This window comes from Aromatoleum sp. (assembly GCF_032027225.1).
Lineage (GTDB): Bacteria > Pseudomonadota > Gammaproteobacteria > Burkholderiales > Rhodocyclaceae > Aromatoleum.
Genome location: NZ_JAVSMM010000003.1, coordinates 183,270 through 202,168 on the forward strand (window position 1 = coordinate 183,270; position 18,899 = coordinate 202,168).

The following is an 18,899-nucleotide window of genomic DNA, read 5'->3' on the forward strand; positions in this document are numbered from 1 at the left end:
CCGCCAGAAAGACTTCAACGCAGTGAAAAACACGAGGAGCGAGGAGATGACGAGCAAGGGAGCAACGAAAAGGAAGGCGGCGTCGATCGCGGTGCTGGCCGCGCTCGCCGGTGCCGCGGGGGGACCGGCCCAGGGTGCGAACGGCGAGGGCAGCTCGTGGGCGGCCGACGACTTCAGCTTCAACCTGTCGGGCTATGCGCGCGGCTGGGTGTCGGTGAACCTGCAGAACCAGCCCGAGCTGGATGTGATCGACAAGGACAGCAAGGGCAAGCTGTCGATGGTTCGCGGCTCGCTGCTGCTCGATGCCGACGCGAAAACCGGCCCGGTGAAGTGGAAGGCGATCGGCCGCGCGGACCGCGAGCACAAGACGAGCTACCTCAACGACCTGGAGCGGCTGCGCGAGACCAACGGCACCGCGGTCGGAGGGCACAGCAGCAGCATCACCGACAACTACAACAACAACGAGCTGCGCGAGTTCTGGGCCGAAATGCCATTCGGCGACCGCGTGACGGTGAAGGTCGGCAAGCAGCAGCTGGTGTGGGGCGAGTCGGACTTCTTCCACGCGATGGACCTGGTGCACGGCTACGACCTGTCGTGGCGCCTGTTCTTCGAAGGCGAGAACGAGGAATGGCGCAAGCCGCTGACGCTGATCTCGACGAAGATCCGCGTCCCGGAAGCCAACGGCATGCTGGCCGCGTACGTGCGGCCCGGCGTCGACCGCTGCGAGGACATCGGCAACACCTACGATATCCGCGGCGGGCGCTGGTTCTTCCAGCCCTATCGCGGCTTCGACCTCAGCGCGGTCACCGACAAGGACTGTGATCACCCCGACGGCGACCGCGACGACGTCACCGGCGGCGTGCGCTGGTCCGGGGAAGCCTTCGGCCTGAGCTACTCGCTCGCGTACCTGACGTCGTTCTCGGCGGACCCGGTCGCGAACTCCGCATTCAAGCCATACAAGAAGGCGCCGAGCGGCGCGGTGTTCGATCTGATCCACCCGAAGATAGACGTGCTCGGCGCGACCGTGAGCGGCTACAGCGCGGCGCTCGACGCCGTGCTCAGCGCCGAGATGGCCTACACGAAGGACCAGCCGTTCAACGTCGGCACCGGCGCCTTCCTCGCGCCGAACGTGCCCGGCCACGTCGGCATCGGTCTCGGCGGCGTGAAGAAGAAGAACACGCTGACGACGATGCTGCGGATCGACAAGGACCTCGACCTGCAGGGCCTGTTCGGCACGTCGCGGCCGTCGTTCTCGTCGATCCAGCTGTTCAACACGCAGGTGCTCGGATTCGACCGCGACGACGACCTCGTGAGGCTCTTTGCGTACGGCACGGCGCTGACCGAGCACAACACGATCCTCACCGCCTTCACGACGTTGAACTACGCCAACGACACGATCAACCCGGGCTTCGCGATCGGCGTCGATCTCAGCCACGGCGGCGGTTTCGCGATTCCGAGCCTGTCGCTGACGCTGTCGGACGAATGGCTCGCGAGGATCGAGGCCGACATCTTCTGGAGCGGCGGCAAATCGAACAAGACGCAGTTCAGCAACGAACCGTCGCAGCTCTTCGGCTACTTCGACAAGGCGAGCCAGCTCGTTTTCCGCTTGACCCGGCAGTTCTAAAAAGGAGGAGACCACGATGCACAACGACCTGAAATTCACCGCCCACGCACCGGTGCGGCGTACCGCGCTCGCGAGCGCCGTCGGCCTGTTGCTGGTGCTGTCCGCGCAAGGAGCGCAGGCGAAGGCGCTCGACGCCGGCTTCGTCATCGACAAGGACAACTACGAGTCGATCAAGAACGACACCTTCGAGGACAAGACCATCGCGAGCATGGTCCCGGAAAAGCTCGAGTGGATGATCAAGAACCACAACCTGACGATCAAGCTCGCGCACTCGAAGAAGATCGAGATGGACCCCAAGTACGTCGAGGCGACGAAGAGCGGGGCGAAGGACGTCAAGTTCAATCCCGCCGACCGCACGATCAGCGGCTGGAAGGCGGGCATGCCGTTCCCGCCCGAGACGATCAAGCTCGACGATCCGCACGCCGGCGACAAGGTGATCTGGAACCTGCGCGCGGCGACCTACGGCGCTACGATGGACCTGCGAGACATCGCGTGGGTGTTCCTCGACGCGAAGAAGGGCTACGAGCGGGTCCAGGCCTTCCAGTCGCGCCGCTACTACATGGAAGGGCGGTTGGACGGCGGTCCGGTCTCGGTCGGCGACGGCGACGTCTCGCAGAAGACCTACTTCGTCGCGCACTATCCGCAGGACATCCGCGGCCTCGGCACGTTCTCGCAGCGCTACAACCAGGCCGACTCGAAGAAGCCGGACGACTCCTACGCCTACCTGAAGTCCGTGCGGCGCACGCGGCGGCTGTCGGGCGGCGCGTGGATGGATCCGATCGGCGGCACCGACCAGCTGTACGACGACTGGGACATCTGGGACGCGTGGCCGACGAAGTACGTCGAGAACAAGCTGATCGAAAAGCGCTGGGTGCTCGCCATCGCGCACAGCCCCGACATGAGCGTCGACACCGCACAGCCCTGGACCGACCCGCAGAAGCGCTTCCCGCGCATCAACATGGCCGAGCCGCCGTTTTCTAACCCGGCCAAGGACATCGGCTGGGAGCCGCGCGAAGTGTACGTCGTCGAGGGCACGCCGCCGCCCGAGCACCCGTACAGCAAGAAGGTCGCGTACATCGAGGTCGACTTCCCGCGGCCGTACCTCGGCTACGCGCTCGACCGCAAGGGCGAGTTCTGGAAGATGTTCATCTTCCAGAACCGGCCCGACGTCGGCGATGACGGCTACAAGGCGGTGATGCCGGTCATCGGCCACATCATCGACGTCAAGCGCGGCCACGCGACCAACTGGTCGTCGAACATGAAATCCAATCCGAAGGGGGTGAAGGAGACCGACGTGTCGCTGAACATCCTCGAGGAAGTCGCGACCGGCGCCGGCCGCTGACCGCTGCAAATCTTTCCGTGCCGTGACCTCCGCTCTCGGCCATTTCGACCGCCCCCGGTTCGTTTCGGGGGCGGCTTTTTTTGTCGGCGGAGGACTATTCAAGCGGCAACCCGACAGCCCCGTTCGCCCGGAACTTGTCGAGGGGCGACACCGGGGCTTCGACAAGCTCAACCCGAACGGCATCCGCCTGCCGGCTCGACCGGCGGTGCCGATTCCGCTCGAGACAACGCAGGGAGGCACGACATGAACACGCATGTCCCCATCGCTTATGACTGGAACACCACGCGGCTTGCGCAGTTCATCGCGCGCTACGGCTATCGCGACCTCGAGGATCTGCAACTGCAGGCGGCGTACGTGCCGCAGCGCTTCTGGGATGCGGTGGTCGAGGCGATCGGGCTGGATTGGGCGACGCCGTACCGCCACACGCTCGATCTCGCAGACGGCGTGATGTGGCCGAAATGGTTCGTCGACGGCCGTCTCGACCTCGTCGACAACCTCGTCGGCAAGCACGCGCGCGCGACGCCCGACAAGATCGCGATCCGCTGGGAAGGTGACGGCGGCGAGTCGCGCACGATCAGCTACGCGGCGCTCGCCGACGAGGTCGCCCGCGTCGCGGCCGGGCTGCGCGCGCTCGGCGTCGGCGAAGGCGACCGCATCGCGCTCTACCTGCCGATGGTTCCGGAAGTCGCGACGATGATGCTCGCCGCGACCCGCATCGGCGCGATCTTCATCCCGTTCTTCTCCGGCTATGGCGCCGACTCGGTCGCACAGCGCATCGCCGATTGCGAGGCGTCGGTGCTCGTGTGCGCGAACGGCTACTTCCGTCGCGGCAAGGAGGTGCCGATGCTCGCGGACGCGAGGGCGGCCGCGCACGCGTGCGGCTCGGTGCGGCATCTGGTCGTCGTCGATCGGCTCGGCCGCGGCGCGGAGGGGGGCGAGGGCGCTGGCGCGTGCGAGGGTGAGGGCGCGTCCCCGGCGACAGCCGGCGGCGAGGCAGCGTCCTTTGCCGAGGTCGATTACCGCACGCTGCTTGCATCCCGTCCCGACTCGGCGCCCGCGGCGTTTCCGGCCGACCAGACGCTGATGCTGATCTACACGTCGGGTACGACCGGCAAGCCGAAAGGCGTCGTCCACACGCACGCCGGTTTCCCGGTGAAGGCCGCGCAGGACCTGCTGATGGCCTTCGACCTGCACGCCGACGACACGCTGATGTGGGTCACCGACATGGGCTGGCTGATGGGGCCGTGGATGGTGTACGGCGGCCTGATGCACGGCGCGACGATCGTGCTCTACGAGGGCACGCCGGATTACCCGGATGCCGGCCGGCTGTGGCAGGTGATCGAGCGCCACGGCGTCACGCATTTCGGCCTGTCGCCGACGCTCGTGCGGCTGCTGATGGCGGCCGAACGCAATCTGCCGCCGCCCGGCGCGCTCGATTCGCTGCGCTTGTTCGGCTCGACCGGCGAAGCCTGGAACGAGGCGCCGTGGCTGTGGCTGTTCGAAGCGGTCGGGGCTTCGCGGCGCCCGATCATCAACTATTCCGGCGGCACCGAGATCGGCGGCGGCATCCTCGCGTGCTTCCCGGGCCGCCCGCAGAAGCCCGGCGCCTTCGACGGTCCGATCCCGGGGATGGCGGTCGACGTGCGCGACGCGGACGGCCAGCCGGTGCGCGAGAGCGTCGGCGAACTGACGATCCGCCGGCCGTGGCCCGGCATGACCAACGGCTTCTGGCGCGACGACGAGCGTTATCGGGACGCGTACTGGTCGGTGTGGCCGGACGTGTGGGTGCACGGCGACTGGGCGCGCGTCGACGTGGACGGCTACTGGTTCGTCCACGGCCGCAGCGACGACACGATCAAGATCGCCGGCAAGCGCGTCGGCCCGGCGGATTTCGAATCCGCGCTCGTGTCGCATTCGCTCGTCACCGAGGCGGTCGCGATCGGCGTGCCGGACGAGCTCAAGGGCGAGACGGTCGTGTGCTTCGTGACCGTCGCCGACTGCCGGTTGCTCGCGCGGCAGTCGTGGGAGGACTGGGAGGCCGAGCTTGTCGAGCACGTCGGCCACCGCCTCGGCAAGCCGCTGCGCCCGGCGCGCGTGCACCTCATCCAGGCGATCCCGAAGACGCGCAACGGCAAGACGGTGCGCCGCGTGATGCGCAGCGCCTACCTCGGCACCAGCGCTGGCGACCTGTCGTCGGTCGAGAACCCCGGCGCGGTCGACGAAGTGCGGGCGATGCGCGTGACCGGGTGACGCTGTGCGGCGGGCGTTCGAATTCCGGACGCCGTCCCGCGTCGTTGTCCGTTTCCCGGTCTCGACGGTTTTCAGGTCGGCGCTCGCGGCCGGCTAAAAACTCGCCAAATCAAGAGCATGTGCCGCGATTCTGGCGATCGGCACGGACGTTGCTGAACATGCATACCGGTTGGAGTCGCTTCGATCCGCATCCGCGGCCATCCGACGGCACCGCTGTCCGGTTTGCGATCGACTTATCAAGAGGATGAAAACGCTATGAGCAAGATCTATCCGGATGTCGGTTCCGCGCTGGCCGACGTCGTCGAGGACGGGCAGACCGTCGCGGTCGGTGGTTTCGGCCTGTGCGGCATCCCCGAAATGCTGATCCACGGCCTGCGCGACTCGAAGGTCGCGAACCTCACCGTAATCAGCAACAACGCGGGCGTTGACGGCGTCGGCCTCGGGCTGCTGCTCGAGTCGCGGCAGGTGCGCAAGATGGTGTCGTCGTACGTCGGCGAGAACGCCGAGTTCGAGCGCCAGCTGCTCGCCGGCGAGCTCGAAGTCGAGCTGACGCCGCAAGGCACGCTCGCCGAGAAGCTGCGTGCGGGCGGCGCCGGTATCCCGGCGTTCTACACCCGCACCGGTGTCGGCACGCTGGTCGCGGAAGGCAAGGAGGAGCGCGAAATCGACGGCGCGCGCTATTTGCTCGAACGCTCGCTGACCGCCGACGTCGCGCTCGTCAAGGCCTGGAAGGCGGACCGTGCTGGCAACCTCGTTTATCGCAAGACCGCGCGCAACTTCAACCCGGTCGTCGCGACGGCGGGCCGGGTGACGGTGGCCGAGGTCGAGGAGCTGGTCGAGACCGGCGACCTCGACCCCGACCAGATCCATACGCCGGGCGTCTTCGTCCAGCGCATCGTCGTCAATCCTGCGCCGACCAAACACATCGAACAACGCACCGTGAGACAGGGGTAAATCATGGCCTGGACCCGCAATGACATGGCGCGCCGCGCCGCCCGGGAGCTGCGCGACGGCTACTACGTGAACCTAGGCATCGGCATGCCGACGCTCGTCGCGAACCACATTCCGCCCGGCATGGACGTCTGGCTGCAGTCGGAAAACGGGCTGCTCGGCATCGGACCGTTCCCGACTGAAGCCGAGGTCGATGCCGATCTCATCAACGCCGGCAAGCAGACGGTGACGACGCTCGCCGGCAGCAGCATCTTCAGCAGCGCGGACTCGTTCGCAATGATCCGCGGCGGTCACATCGACCTCGCAATCCTCGGCGCGATGCAGGTCAGCGAACGTGGCGACCTCGCGAACTGGATGATCCCCGGCAAGCTCGTCAAAGGGATGGGCGGGGCGATGGACCTCGTCGCCGGAGTGCGCCGCGTGATCGTGATGATGGAGCACTGCAGCAAGAGCGGCGAGCCGAAGATCCTGCGCCACTGCGACTTGCCGCTGACCGGCGTCGGCGTCGTCAGCCGCATCATCACCGATCTCTGCGTGCTCGACGTGACGCGCGATGGCCTGCGGCTGCGCGAGGTCGCCGACGGCGTGAGCATCGACGAGGTCGTCGCGCGGACCGGCGCGCCGGTCGACGTCGGCGAAGCGGTGCTCGGCTGACAGGGGAGGGGGCGGTCATGACGATGCTGCTGACCGAAATCGAATTGCGGCGCGAGAACCGCGTTTTCGAAGGCACCGGCGGGCGCTCGGAAGAAAACCGCGGCTGCGGTTTCGAACCGGCGTTCCTCGACAACGAAACGCGGCAGATCTACCTCTCCCGCTTCGCCGACGGCCGCCCCGCGCCCTGCCACCTTCTCGACGGGTTGCGGGACGAAGTCGTCGTCGCGCGCGACGGCCGCGGGAGGGTTGCCGCGACCAAGGCCTCGCTCGTCGCGGGATTCCTGCGTTGCGGCGAGTTCTACACGCGCGATCAAGCGGTCGCGGCGCTCGCGCCATGAGTCGCTGACGCGCCGGGATCGCAAACCCCCGCCGCCGCTCGGGACGGTGAGCGGGACAAGGGGACAAGGGGACAAGGGGACAAGCATGGAAACCTGCTGCGCGAGCGGCATCCGCTTCGAGGACACCGCGCTCGCCGGATTCCTGCGCACCTACGGCTACGTCGATCTCGCCGAGCTGTATGCGGTCGCGGCGGAGGAGCCGACCCGGTTCTGGGCCGAAGTCGACGACGCGCTCGGGCTGCGCTGGGCGACGCGCTACCGCCAGGTTCTCGACATGACGGACGGCCCAGCGGCACCGCGCTGGTTCGTCGGGGGGAAACTCGACCTGTACGACCAGCTCGTCGGTCGCATCGCGCGCGAGAACCCGGCTCGCGTCGCGCTGGTCTGGGAAGGCGACGACGGCGCGACCGCCGAACTGTCATGGGCCGAACTCGACGATGAAGCGCGCCGCCTTGCGGGCGGGCTCGCAGAGCTCGGCGTCGCGACGGGCGACCGCGTCGCGATCTACCTGCCGGCGTTGCCCGAGGCCGCAGTCGCACTCCTCGCGGCGGCACGGCTCGGCGCGATCGCGGTGCCGCTGTCGTCGAGCTACAGTGCCGACGTGCTCGCGAGCCGCCTCGCCGACAGCGGCGCGAAGTGGGTCATCTGCGCCGACGCTTACCTGCGCCGCGGGGCCGTCGTCGACATGCTCGCGAAAGCGCGCGCCGCGGCCAACCAGTGCGCGGAAGTCGCGTGTCTCGTCGTCGTGCCCCGGCTCGATGCCGTCGCGCCACCGGAACCGATCGTCGCGAGTTGGCGCGAACGGGACTACCGCATCCTCGTCGCGCAAAGCCCGCCGCAGGCCGGCCCCGCGGTGTTCGACGCCGATACACCGTTGATGCTCTTGTACACCTCGACCGCGACCGACGGGCCGAGAGGCGTCGTGCATACACACGCGGGCTTCCCGCTGAAGGCCGCGCAGGACATGTTGATGACCTTCGACGTGAAGCCCGGCGACCGCCTGATGTGGCTCGCCGACGTGGGCCGGATGCTCGGTCCGTGGCTGCTGTTCGGCGGCTTGTTGCGCGGCGCGGCGGTCGTGCTGTTCGAAGGCGTGCCGGATTTTCCTTCCGCCGGTCGAACCTGGGAGCTCGCTGCGCGCCACCGCGTGACGCATTTGGGGATGTCGCCGACCACTGCGCGTCTGCTGATGGCGGCCGGGGATGATGGACTCCCGCCGCTCGGCTCAATTGAGCGGCTGCGTATCTTCGGGTCGACCGGCCGCCCGTGGGGCGCGGCCGCGTGGCGGTGGCTTTTTCACGACGTCGGCGAGGGGCGCCGGCCGATCGTCACCTATTGCGGCGGAACCGAAATCGGTGGTGCGATGCTCGCGTCCTTCCCGGGCCTGCCGCAGAAACCGTGCGGCTTCGCCGGCCCGGTCCCCGGCATGATCGCCGACCTCGTCGATGCCGGTGCCCGCTCGCTGCTGTCATCAGCCGCTGCTGCGCGCACCGGGCGTCTTGCGGCCCGGGCCGTATGCACCGCCGGAATGCAATCGCGCGGTGCAGGCGAGCTCGTGCTGCGCGCGCCGTGGCCGGGGATGGCGCACGGCTTCTGGCAGGACGACGAGCGCTATCTCAACACTTGCCGCTCGCGCTCGCCCGGATTATGGCTGGCGGGTGACTGGGCGTGTGCCGACGAAGACGGGCACTGGTTCGTCCATGGGCGCAGCGACGACACGCTGAAAGTCGCGGGCAGGCGCGTCGGCCCAGCCGAATACGAGTTCGCGCTCGCCACGCACCCGCTTGTAAATGATGCGGTCGCGATCGGGGTTCCGAACCCGGGCGGGAGCGACGCCGTGGTCTGCTTTGCAGCCCTTGCAGGCAGCCGCCTCGATGGGGGCGACAGATGCGAATACGACCCGCGCGGAGGTGAGCGTGGCGAAACCGAGCGCGAACTTGCCGCTCACCTCGCTCTGCATCTGGGCGCAGCGCTTGTCCCGCACCGCGTCCATGTGGTCGTGGCGCTGCCCGCGACGAAGAACGACCGCGACCGACGCCGCCTCCTGCGCGCCGTCTATCTCGATGAAGCACTACACGAATTGTCGGGCCTCGATTGCCCGCGCACGCTCGATGCGATTCGTGCGTGCCGGCCGGTCGCCGCGGAAGCGTGACGCCTCGACCGCAGGACGGCCGATGCCGGGATGTCCGACGTCCGGATTTCGAACGCCGGACCGCTCGGACCGTCCGGAAACCGGTCGGTCGGCGTCCGTCGTTTCGCTCTCGGGAGATGGAGTTTTCGCTTGATTTTCAGTCGCGTTCGGCGCGGTTTCTCGCACCAATTCGGGTATGTTAGAAATTGTTCATGCAGCTCGTGCGCTGGCATCGCCTTTGCTATTTTTCGCCATCCATGCCGACACGGCGCCAGGGTTCTTTTTTTGTTGCTGGAGAGCGTACCGACGTATAAAATAGAACAGGGTCTTCGCGCGCAGAACGACAGGACACAGTCCAAATGACCGCACTCTGAGCGGCCGCCGCGAAGCACCTCAAAGGAGGAGAGGCTGAATGACACGGATTCCCGAAGGGCAGAGGTTTTCCGATCCGGGCAACGACGCGATGATCATGGCGGCGTGGGAGCGCTTTCTGGACGGCACCCGGCGCCCGACCGATTCGCTGCGCTCGCTCGTCGACGGCTCGTGGCAGCGCTGTCAGCAGCACAACGTCGATCCCGACAAGCGCAGCGCGCCGCCCCCGGTCGAGGCGTCCACCCTCGCCGCGATGAAGCAGAATCACAGCGAGTTGCTCGAAGTGAGCGCGCCGATCATGGCCAATGCGCGGGATTTCCTCGCCGAAACCGGCACGGTGATGGCGCTCGCCGACACGAGCTGCACCATCCTGACGATGGAGGGTGACGACCCGACGCTCGGCGTTGCCGAGAACATCCACCTGCTGCCCGGCGCCGCGTGGAGCGAGCGCCTGTGCGGCACGAACGCGATCGGCACTGCGCTCGCGGTCGGCGAGCCCGTGCAGATCCATTCCGCCGAGCATTACTGTGCCGGCATCAAGCGGTGGACCTGTTCGGCAACGGTCATCCGCCATCCGCACGATGGCGAGATCATCGGCGTCGTCGACGTCTCCGGGCTGTCTGAAAGCTACAGCCGCCAGAGCCTCGCGCTCGTCGTCACGACCGCGAGCCGCATCGAGAGCAAGGTCGCGATGCGCGAGATGGAGCGGCGCTACCAATTGCTCGACGCGTCCCTGCCGCGCTGGTCCGGCGGCACTGATGGCCTCGTGCTGTTCGACCGCCGCGGTTTTCCGGTGAAGGCGAACGAAATCGCGCAGGCGGCGATGTCCGCCCTTGGCGCGGATCTCGATCTCGCGGCGCCGCGGCGCATCCCGTCGCTCGCCGTCGGAGAGCGAGGCGAGCCGATGCAGGATTCGGGACTCCCGGCGTGGGTGCGCAAGGAATGGCTCGAGCCGGTGATCGGCAAGAACGGCGCTCGCCTCGGCACCTTGCTCGTCCTGCCGCTGCCGCGCCTCGGCTGCACGGTCGCTGGCGAGAGCGCCCGCGCGCTGTCGCGCGAGCCGGGGAAGGCGCAGGACATGCCCGCCGGGTTTTCGACCGTGATTACCCGCGACCCCGGGCTGCGTGACGCGGTGCGCAAGGCCGATCAGCTCGCTCGCTCGAAAGTCCCGGTGTTGCTGCTCGGCGAGACGGGGGCGGGCAAGGAGGAGTTCGCGCAGGGGCTGCACCGCGCGAGCCCCTTCCGCGACGGGCCTTACGTCGCGCTCAATTGCGGCGGTCTGTCGCGCGAACTGCTCGCGAGCGAACTTTTCGGCTACGTGGACGGCGCCTTCACCGGCGCGCGCCGCGGCGGCCTCGTCGGCAAGATCGAAGCGGCCAACGGCGGCACGCTGTTCCTCGACGAGATCGGCGAGATGCCGCTGGATTTGCAGCCGCACCTGTTGCGCGTGCTCGAACAGAGCGAGATCTATCGTCTCGGCGAGAACGTACCGCGCAAGGTCAATTTCCGTCTCGTCGCCGCGACGAACCGCGACCTGCGCAAGGAGGTCGCCGACGGGCGCTTCCGCATGGACTTCTACTATCGCGTCGCGGTCACGTCGATCCGCATTCCGCCGCTGCGGGACCGCAAGGGCGACGTGCGCGCGCTCGCCGAGCATTTCGTCGAACGCTTCAGCAAGCAGCACGAGCTCGGTCCGCGCCGGCTCGATGACGACGTGATCACCCGGCTCGATGCCTACGCCTGGCCCGGCAACGTGCGTGAGCTGCGCAACGTCATCGAAAGCATGCTGCTGATGAGCGACGACGAAACGGTCGGTCTCGACGCGCTGCCGCCGGAACTGCTCGGCGCCGCGTCGGCGTCGGAACCGCTTTTTTCCGCAGTCGCGGGGACGGTGCCTTCGGGAGCGCTGCAGGTGAACAGCATGGCGGAAGGCGAAGCGGAACTGATCCGCCGCGCGATTGCGGCGACCCACGGCAACCTGACCCGCGCAGCGCGCGAACTCGCGATCGCGAAGAGCACGCTGTATCAGAAGGTGAAGCTCTACGGGCTCGAGTGCGATATCTTCCGCGTGCGCGCGAGCTGACGGGAACCGAGGCATCACATTCTCTTGCAGCTCCCGTCCATGGCATCGGGATTAATGTCGTATTCTCGGACGGCGCGGCCCGCTCATGGTTTCCCCGCGGCGGCGCGCCCCCTGAATTTCGACGGTAGCGATCCATGAAACTCCACCCTGTAATCCTGTCCGGCGGGTCCGGCACGCGACTGTGGCCGCTGTCCCGCGAGCAGTATCCGAAACAACTGTTGGCGCTGATCGGCGACGCGACGATGCTGCAGCAGACGGCGCGCCGCCTCGACGGTTTTTCCGGCGCGCTGCCGGTCGCCGACCATCCGCTGGTTGTCTGCAACGAGGAATACCGCTTCATCACCGCCGAGCAGATGCGGGCGACCGCCTGCTCCGATTGCCGCATCCTGCTCGAGCCCGCCGGGCGCAACACCGCGCCCGCGCTGACGCTTGCGGCGCTGAGCGTGCGGCGCGACAGCGACGACGGCGTGCTCCTGGTGATGCCGGCCGACCATGTGATCCGCGACATCGCCGCGTTCCATCGCGCGGTCAACGTCGGCATCCAAGCCGCGCTCGGCGGCGCGATGGTGACCTTCGGCATCGTGCCCGAGCGTGCGGAAACCGGCTATGGCTACATCCGGGTCGGCGCCGAGACGAGTCCCGGCGTCCACGATGTCGCGTCCTTCGTCGAGAAACCCGACGAGCGCACCGCGGCCGAGTACGTCGCGAGCGGGGCCTACCTGTGGAACAGCGGCCTCTTCATGATGAAGGCGAGCACCTGGCTGAAGGCGCTCGCGCAGTTGAATCCCGACATGCTCGCCGCGTGCGAGTCGGCCTTCGAGACCGCGCGGCACGACGCGGATTTCGTGCGGATCGGGCGCGAGGCGTTCGAAGCCTGCCCTTCGGACTCGATCGACTACGCGGTGATGGAAAAACTCGCCGAAACGCCGGCGCTCGGAATCGCCGCGCGGGTGGTGCCGATGTCGGTTGGGTGGTCCGACGTCGGGGCCTGGGACGCGCTATGGGCGCTCGCCGACAAGGACGAGCAGGGGAACTCGGCACGCGGCGACGTGATGTTCGAGGGCACGACCGGTAGCCTCGTGCACGCGTCGAGCAGGATGGTCGTCTGCGTCGGTGTCGAGGATCTCGTGATCGTCGAGACGCCCGACGCGGTGATGGTCGCCGACAAGGACCACACTCAGGACGTCAAGAAGATCGTCGCGCGGCTCAAATCCGAAAACCGTTCGCAGGCGCTCGCGCACCGCAAGATCCACCGGCCGTGGGGCTGCTACGACTCGATCGACAACGGCGGCCGTTTCCAGGTCAAGCACATCGAGGTCAAGCCCGGCGCGTCGCTGAGCCTGCAGATGCATCACCACCGCGCGGAGCACTGGATCGTCGTGCGCGGCACGGCCCGCGTCACGCGCGGCGATGAGACTTTCCTGTTGTCGGAGAACCAGTCGACCTACATTCCGCTCGGTGTCACGCACCGGCTGGAAAACCCGGGAAAGATGCTGCTTGAGATGATCGAGGTCCAGTCGGGCAGCTACCTCGGCGAGGACGACATCGTCCGCTTCGAGGATACCTACGGGCGCAGTTGAACGATCGCGGCCGGGTGGGAATTCGGCCGCGCAACGCTCACCAGAGCTGCCACCAGGGCCGGTCGTCCTTCGGGCCGCCGGCGAAATAAACGCTGTTCGGGAAGTTCTTGCGCATCACGCGCTCGGCGTCGTCGCGCAAGTCCGTCAGGCCGAGCGTGTCGTAGCTCTTGACGAGCAGGAACAGCGCTTCTTCGGTCGCCGGTGCCTGCGGGTAAGTCGTGAGCGCCGCCTTCGCACGGTTGATCGCCGCGACGTGCGCGCCGCGCCGCGAGTAATAGCGGGCGACGTGGACTTCGTGCGACGCGAGCGCGTTGACGAGGTACTGCATGCGCTGGCGCGCGTCTTCCGCGTAGCGGCTTTCCGGGAAACGGTTGACGAGCTGCGCGAAGGTGTCGAAGGACTCCTGCGCACCCTTCGGATCGCGTTCCGAAAGATCCTGATTCGATAACCCCGCGAGCAGGCCGAGGTCCTCGTTGAAGGTCGCGAGCCCTTTGAGGTAATACGCGTAGTCGGCGTTCGGATGGTTCGGATGCAGCTTGATGAAACGGTCCGCAGCGGCGATCGCGAGCGCCGGCTCGCCCGACTTGAAGTGTGCGTACGCGACCTCGATCTGCGCCTGCTGCGCGTAGCGGCCGTATGGATAGCGGGCTTCGAGTTTCTCGAACAGCTTGATCGCCTGTTCGTAACTGCCTTCGCCCATGAAGGTCTTGGCTTCGGTGTAGAGACGCTGCGCGTTCCAGCCCGCGGTCTCGTCGATCTGCTCCGGCAGAAGCCCGCAGCCGCCGAGCAGCAGGGCGCCGATAACCGCTAAACTCCGAAGGGTGAACCTGGCCATCGAAAAAACTCGCGTGAATGAACCGGACGATTATAGCCCAGAGGATGAGGGCGCTTTACACCGTGAACTGACGATTCCGGCCGACTGCGCGGGCCTTCGACTCGACCAGGCGCTCGCGCGGCTGTTTCCGTCGCATTCGCGCAGCCGGCTCCAAGGCTGGCTGAAAGCGGGGCGGGTGAGCCTCGACGGCGCCCAGCCCGAGGCGAAGTTCAAGGTCTGGGGCGGGGAAGCACTGCAGGTCGATGCGGCGCCGCCGCCGGAGGAGGTCGCGGGCGCACCGGAAGACATCCCGCTCTCGGTGGTCCACGAGGACGATGAGATCATCGTCATCGACAAGCCGGTCGGCCTCGTCGTCCATCCGGGCAGCGGCAACTGGAGCGGCACGCTGCTCAACGCGCTGCTGCACCATGCGCCCGCGCTCGCTGGCGTACCGCGGGCGGGGATCGTGCACCGGCTCGACAAGGACACCAGCGGCTTGCTCGTCGTCGCGAAAACGCTCGAAGCGCAGACCGATCTCGTCCGGCAGTTGCAGGCGCGCACCGTGCGGCGCCATTACCTCGCGCTCGTGCACCGCGTCGTATGCGGCGGCGGGACGGTGGACGCGCCGATCGGGCGCCACCCCACCCAGCGCGTGCGCATGGCGGTCGTGCAGTCCGGACGGCCCGCGATCACGCATTACACCGTCCGCGAGGACTTCGAGCGCGCGACCCTGGTCGAGTGTCGGCTCGAAACCGGGCGTACGCACCAGATCCGGGTCCACATGGCAAAGATCGGTCATCCGCTCGTCGGCGATGCGACCTACGGGCTGCGCCGCTGCGGCGACGAACTGCTCGACGCGTTCCCGCGGCAGGCGTTGCACGCGTTTCGGCTGGGCCTGCGGCATCCCGCGACGCACGAGGAAATGTCGTGGGAGTCCGCGCTGCCGGGGGATTTCGAAGATCTCCTCGCTCGACTCCGGGCGCCGCAGCGATGACCGCCGGCGACTGGCTCGAACCGGACTGGCCCGCGCCGGCGAACGTGAAGGCGCTGGTCACGACCCGCGACGGCGGCGTCAGCGCCGGACCTTACGCGAGCCTCAATCTTGGACTGCATGTCGGCGATTCCCCTGCCGCGGTCGAACGCAACCGTGCGCTGCTGCGCGCCCGCCTGCCGGCCGAGCCGCGATGGCTCGATCAGGTGCACGGGACGGACGTCGCCGACGCAGACGAAGCGGGGCACGTCCGTGCCGACGCGTCCCTCGCGACGCGTCCCGGCGTGGTCTGTGCGGTGATGACTGCCGACTGCCTTCCGGTCCTTTTCTGCAACGACCGGGGGACGGTCGTCGCCGCCGCGCATGCGGGATGGCGCGGACTCGCGGCGGGCGTGCTCGACGCGACCGTCGCCCGGATGGGCGAGCGACCCGAAAACGTCCTCGCGTGGCTCGGGCCTGCGATCGGGCCGCGCGCGTTCGAGGTCGGCGACGACGTTCGCGACTGCTTCGTCGCGGCGGACCCGCTCGCCGCTGCCGCGTTTCAGCCGGCCGGCGCCGCCGGCAAATGGATGGCCGACCTTTTCATGCTTGCGCGGCTCCGTCTTCGGAAACTCGGTATCGCGCGTATATATGGCGGAGAAATATGTACCTACTTTTCGCCGGACCGTTTTTTTTCATACCGCAGGGAGGGTAAGACGGGTCGCTTCGCTTCGGTAGTATGGCTTTCAGAGTAGTCTAACTGCATGATTTGCTATTGCTTTACCCCCGGATCGGCACTATCGTTCGCACCTGTCTTTTCGCCGCAGACGACCTTCGATGCGTGACGATGCCGCGCCGGAGTGCCGACGAGCCACAGGAACAGGCCGAGCGGCCCGACACCCCAGAAGACGAACGTGAGCACGCCGCCGACGACGGTCGTATCCGAGACGGCTGCGAGCAGCACGACGTAGAGCCAAGCAATTGCGACGATATACATGAGCTGATTCTACAGGCTTGTGCCAGCGGCCTCCTTGCCCGGCAAGTCACGGTGGAAGCGGCAACGGGAAATGCGGGGAGGGCGCAGCGCGCGTCCCCGGATGATGCCTCAGGAGGGGCGGATGTCTGATTCGGAAGACAAGGGGTCGAACGCGGCGATGCTTGGCATGCTGCAGTTCGGCCAGGTGATGGCGCAGAATTTTTTCGACGCGGTGGCGCGTCAGCATGCGGCGATGGAGAACAGCAGCGGGGTGGCGGCGGAGCGCCTGCCTCTTCCTGAAGCCGAGGAGTTCGGTCGTCTGCAGCAACGTTTCGCGGAGCGCCATGCGGCGCTGTGGTCATCGATGCTGCAACGCAAGCCGGGCGAGAAGTCCGAGCCGATCGTCACGCCCGAGCCCGGCGACCGGCGGTTCGCAGCGCAGGAATGGGCGGAAAGCCCGGTGTTCGACTATGTGCGTCAAGCCTATCTGTTGAACTCGGAGTTCCTGAAGCAGGTTTCCGACGCGATGCCGATGGCGGACGGACGAGCGAAGTCCCGCGTGCGCTTCCTCACCCGTCAATACATCGACGCGCTCGCACCGTCGAACTTTGCCGCGATGAACCCCGAATTCATCAAGGTCGCGCTCGACTCGAAGGGCGAAAGCATCACGACCGGTTTGAAGAACCTCATCGGCGACCTCGAGCGCGGTCACATCTCGATGACCGACGAGTCCGCGTTCGAGGTCGGGCGCAACCTTGCGATCACCCCCGGCTCGGTCATCTACGAAAACGAACTGATTCAGCTGATCCAGTACGCGCCGCTGACCGACAAGGTCGCGCAGGCGCCGCTGCTCATCGTGCCGCCGAGCATCAACAAGTTCTACGTCCTGGATCTCCAGCCCGAGAACTCGCTGGTGCGCTTCGTCGTCGAGCAGGGCTTCACCGTTTTCCTCATCTCGTGGAAGAACGTGCAGGCCGACGAGTCGCGGTTCACCTGGGACGACTATCTCGACAAGGGCGTACTCACCGCGCTCGACGTCGTGCGCGCGGTCACCCGCGTCAAGAAGCCGAACGTGCTCGGGTTCTGCGTCGGCGGCACGATTCTGACGTCGGCGGTGGCGGTGGCCCGGGCGCGCGGCGAGGATCCGGTCGAAAGCCTGACGCTGATGACGACGCTGCTCGATTTTGCCGATGCCGGCGAGCTCGGCTGTCTCGTCGACGAGACCAGCGTCGCGGCCCGCGAGGTGGCGATCGGCAAGGGAGGACTGCTCAAGGGGCAGGAGCTGGCCAACGTGTTCTCGTCGCTGCGCGCGAACGACCTGATCTGGCAGTACGTCGTCGGCAACTACCTGAAGGGGGGCAAGCCGGCCGCGTTCGACCTGCTGTACTGGAATTCGGACAGCACTAACCTGCCCGGACCGTTCCTGACCTGGTACCTGCGCAACATGTATCTCGAGAACAACCTTCGGGTTCCCGGCAAGCTGAAGATGCTGGGCGTCAAGGTGGACCTCGGCAAGATCGACGCGCCTGCCTACGTGCTCGCAACGCGCGAAGACCACATCGTGCCGTGGAAGGGTGCCTACCTGTCCCGGGGGCTGCTCGGCGGCGATGCGACTTTCGTGCTCGGCGCGAGCGGACATATTGCCGGTGCCATCAACCCCGCGTCGAAGAACCGGCGCAGCTTCTGGACGAATCCCTCCGGCGTCGCCGACCCGGACGAATGGCTGGAGGGCGCGTCCGAACGCAAGGGCAGCTGGTGGCTGCACTGGATCGAGTGGCTCAAATTGCGCGGTGGCAAGCAGGTCGCAGCGCGGGGCCGCGCAGGAAACGCGAAATACGAGCCGATCGAGCCCGCGCCCGGCCGGTATGTAAAAGAAAAAGCCTGACAAGGGCTGCAAAAACAAGAATTACCTCGCGGCAGCGGATACGGGGGGCGCTGCCCGGAATCATTTGAAACCCTTCGAGAGATGGAAACGGAGAGAGGAGTAACAACGATGTCTAGAGTTGCACTTGTGACGGGCGGGATGGGCGGTTTGGGCGAGGCGATCTGCATCAAGCTCGCCGCGCTGGGCTACAAGGTCGTAACGACGCATTCGCCGGGCAACACCAAGGCGTCCGAGTGGCTGCAGTCGATGAGCAACATGGGCTATTCGTTCAAGGGCTACCCCTGCGACGTGGCGGACTTCGACTCCTGCAAGGCCTGCGTCGAAACCGTGACCCGGGAGGTCGGCTCGATCGACGTGCTCGTCAACAACGCCGGCATCACGCGCGACATGACCTTCCGCAAGATGACGAAGGCCGATTGGGATGCAGTGATCAGCACCAACCTCGACAGCGTGTTCAACATGACCAAGCAGGTCATGGATGGCATGGTCGAGCGCAAGTGGGGGCGCGTCATCAACGTTTCGTCGGTCAACGGCCAGAAGGGCGCGTTCGGTCAGACGAACTACTCCGCCGCGAAGGCCGGCATGCACGGCTTCACGAAGGCGCTCGCGCTCGAAGTCGCGCGCTCGGGCGTGACCGTCAACACCATCTCGCCGGGATACATCGGCACGAAGATGGTCATGGCGATCCCGCAGGAGATCCTCGACTCGAAGATCCTGCCGCAGATTCCGGTCGCACGCCTGGGCAAGCCGGAAGAGATCGCCGGTCTCGTCGCCTACCTTTCTTCCGAGGAAGCCGCGTTCGTCACGGGTGCCAACATCTCGATCAACGGCGGTCAGCACATGTTCTGATCGCGGGTATTTGTCGGGCATAAACGGCGCGCCGCCCTCGGGTGGCGCGTTGTTTTTTTGCGATTTTGCATTGCAGCAAA

At 66.8% G+C, this 18,899-nt stretch carries 15 protein-coding genes; 13 read left to right on the forward strand and 2 right to left on the reverse strand.

What is annotated here, in order from left to right:
* Nucleotides 1–46: 46 nt before the first annotated feature.
* The 9 genes from ROZ37_RS05645 (at nucleotide 47) to ROZ37_RS05685 (ending at nucleotide 13,325) form a co-directional block, all read left to right on the forward strand.
* Nucleotides 47–1,624, forward strand: a complete 1,578-nt coding sequence (locus ROZ37_RS05645) for a DUF1302 family protein (RefSeq protein ID WP_312658155.1) — start codon at nucleotides 47–49, stop codon at nucleotides 1,622–1,624.
* Between the two features lie 16 nt (nucleotides 1,625–1,640).
* Entirely contained in the window at nucleotides 1,641–2,966 is a 1,326-nt protein-coding gene (locus tag ROZ37_RS05650) for a DUF1329 domain-containing protein (protein ID WP_312658156.1), read from the forward strand.
* Nucleotides 2,967–3,209: 243 nt separating this feature from the next.
* Complete coding sequence (locus ROZ37_RS05655) at nucleotides 3,210–5,216, forward strand: AMP-binding protein (protein ID WP_312658157.1); 2,007 nt, start codon at nucleotides 3,210–3,212, stop codon at nucleotides 5,214–5,216.
* Between the two features lie 255 nt (nucleotides 5,217–5,471).
* Nucleotides 5,472–6,170: a CoA transferase subunit A gene (locus ROZ37_RS05660; protein WP_312658158.1), complete on the forward strand. Its 699-nt coding sequence runs from the start codon at nucleotides 5,472–5,474 to the stop codon at nucleotides 6,168–6,170.
* Between the two features lie 3 nt (nucleotides 6,171–6,173).
* Nucleotides 6,174–6,821: a CoA transferase subunit B gene (locus tag ROZ37_RS05665; protein WP_312658160.1), complete on the forward strand. Its 648-nt coding sequence runs from the start codon at nucleotides 6,174–6,176 to the stop codon at nucleotides 6,819–6,821.
* A 17-nt stretch (nucleotides 6,822–6,838) separates the two neighbouring features.
* Complete coding sequence (locus ROZ37_RS05670; protein ID WP_312658162.1) at nucleotides 6,839–7,159, forward strand: hypothetical protein; 321 nt, start codon at nucleotides 6,839–6,841, stop codon at nucleotides 7,157–7,159.
* Nucleotides 7,160–7,244: 85 nt separating this feature from the next.
* Nucleotides 7,245–9,311, forward strand: a complete 2,067-nt coding sequence (locus tag ROZ37_RS05675; RefSeq protein WP_312658164.1) for an AMP-binding protein — start codon at nucleotides 7,245–7,247, stop codon at nucleotides 9,309–9,311.
* A gap of 391 nt (nucleotides 9,312–9,702) precedes the next feature.
* The gene (locus ROZ37_RS05680; RefSeq protein WP_312658166.1) at nucleotides 9,703–11,745 is read left to right on the forward strand and encodes a sigma-54-dependent Fis family transcriptional regulator; all 2,043 of its coding nucleotides are present in this window, start codon (nucleotides 9,703–9,705) and stop codon (nucleotides 11,743–11,745) included.
* A gap of 134 nt (nucleotides 11,746–11,879) precedes the next feature.
* Nucleotides 11,880–13,325, forward strand: coding sequence for a mannose-1-phosphate guanylyltransferase/mannose-6-phosphate isomerase (locus tag ROZ37_RS05685; protein ID WP_312658168.1), 1,446 nt, complete (start codon nucleotides 11,880–11,882; stop codon nucleotides 13,323–13,325).
* Between the two features lie 37 nt (nucleotides 13,326–13,362).
* On the opposite strand, the gene ROZ37_RS05690 is transcribed toward ROZ37_RS05685, so the two are convergent.
* Nucleotides 13,363–14,160, reverse strand: coding sequence for an outer membrane protein assembly factor BamD (locus tag ROZ37_RS05690; RefSeq protein WP_312658170.1), 798 nt, complete (start codon nucleotides 14,158–14,160; stop codon nucleotides 13,363–13,365).
* A gap of 13 nt (nucleotides 14,161–14,173) precedes the next feature.
* Here ROZ37_RS05690 and rluD point away from each other — a divergent pair, with 13 nt between their 5' ends.
* A complete protein-coding gene (gene rluD, locus ROZ37_RS05695) occupies nucleotides 14,174–15,133 on the forward strand; it encodes a 23S rRNA pseudouridine(1911/1915/1917) synthase RluD (RefSeq protein WP_312658172.1) in 960 nt (319 codons plus the stop codon).
* Entirely contained in the window at nucleotides 15,130–15,864 is a 735-nt protein-coding gene (gene pgeF, locus ROZ37_RS05700) for a peptidoglycan editing factor PgeF (protein WP_312658173.1), read from the forward strand. Before rluD ends, pgeF begins: the two co-directional genes overlap by 4 nt.
* Nucleotides 15,865–15,881: 17 nt before the next feature.
* Here the strand turns inward: pgeF and ROZ37_RS05705 are convergent, their stop codons facing one another.
* Nucleotides 15,882–16,106 carry a hypothetical protein gene (locus ROZ37_RS05705; RefSeq protein ID WP_312658175.1) on the reverse strand — a complete coding sequence of 75 codons (225 nt, stop codon included), beginning with the start codon at nucleotides 16,104–16,106 and terminating at the stop codon, nucleotides 15,882–15,884.
* A gap of 121 nt (nucleotides 16,107–16,227) precedes the next feature.
* Between ROZ37_RS05705 and phaC the strand changes: the two genes are divergently transcribed.
* A complete protein-coding gene (phaC, locus tag ROZ37_RS05710; protein ID WP_312658176.1) occupies nucleotides 16,228–17,970 on the forward strand; it encodes a class I poly(R)-hydroxyalkanoic acid synthase in 1,743 nt (580 codons plus the stop codon).
* Between the two features lie 108 nt (nucleotides 17,971–18,078).
* The gene (gene phbB, locus ROZ37_RS05715; RefSeq protein ID WP_312658178.1) at nucleotides 18,079–18,819 is read left to right on the forward strand and encodes an acetoacetyl-CoA reductase; all 741 of its coding nucleotides are present in this window, start codon (nucleotides 18,079–18,081) and stop codon (nucleotides 18,817–18,819) included.
* Nucleotides 18,820–18,899: the final 80 nt, after the last annotated feature.